Source organism: Alteromonas nitratireducens (assembly GCF_040812025.1).
GTDB lineage: Bacteria > Pseudomonadota > Gammaproteobacteria > Enterobacterales > Alteromonadaceae > Alteromonas > Alteromonas nitratireducens.
The window spans coordinates 1-617 of record NZ_JBFNPK010000046.1 but is presented as its reverse complement, the minus strand read 5'-3'; the positions used below and the strand labels follow the sequence as shown (position 1 = coordinate 617).

The 617-nt window shown below is 49.4% G+C and carries 1 pseudogene; it reads left to right on the top strand.

The annotated features are described in order from the left end of the window. Positions 1-77 precede the first annotated feature (77 nt). Positions 78-617 (top strand): annotated as a pseudogene (locus tag AB1N33_RS16640) (transposase); the annotation flags it as partial.

Here is a 617-nt window from a genome sequence, read left to right as displayed (position 1 = left end):
TGTAAACCTCCCCTAAACTAGTGACATACCTTTTTAGAGTTCTTCGGCGTACACTGAGCCAAGAAGGAGAACTCCTGATGAAAAAGTCCCGATACACAGAAACACAGATCGTTAAGATCCTGAAGGAAGTGGAAGCTGGTAGGTTGGTCAAAGAAGTCTGCCGTGAATACGGCATTTCTGATGCCACCTACTACAACTGGAAAGCCAAATACGGTGGTATGGAGGCGTCGGACATCAAGCGCCTTAAAGAGCTTGAGGACGAGAACAGGCGGCTGAAGTCGATGTTTGCCGAGCTCAGCCTGGAACACCGGATACTCAAAGATATCGTTGAAAAAAAGCTGTAAAGCCAGCGATCAGACGTGAACTAGTGAATTATGCGCGAGAGCAGCATGGCGCCAGTTTGCGGATGGCGTGTCGCGTAGTTGGCATCAGTGACTCGGTCTATCGGTATCAACCGGATAAAGCGCGTGATGACAAGGTCATCGCCAAGCTGCAGGAAGCCGTTGAGCGCTATCCCGCTTACGGCTTCAGCAAGCTATTTAAAATCCTGAAACGTTGGGGACACGGCTGGAACCACAAGCGTGTGTATCGTATTTACTGTGAGTTGAAGCTCAACA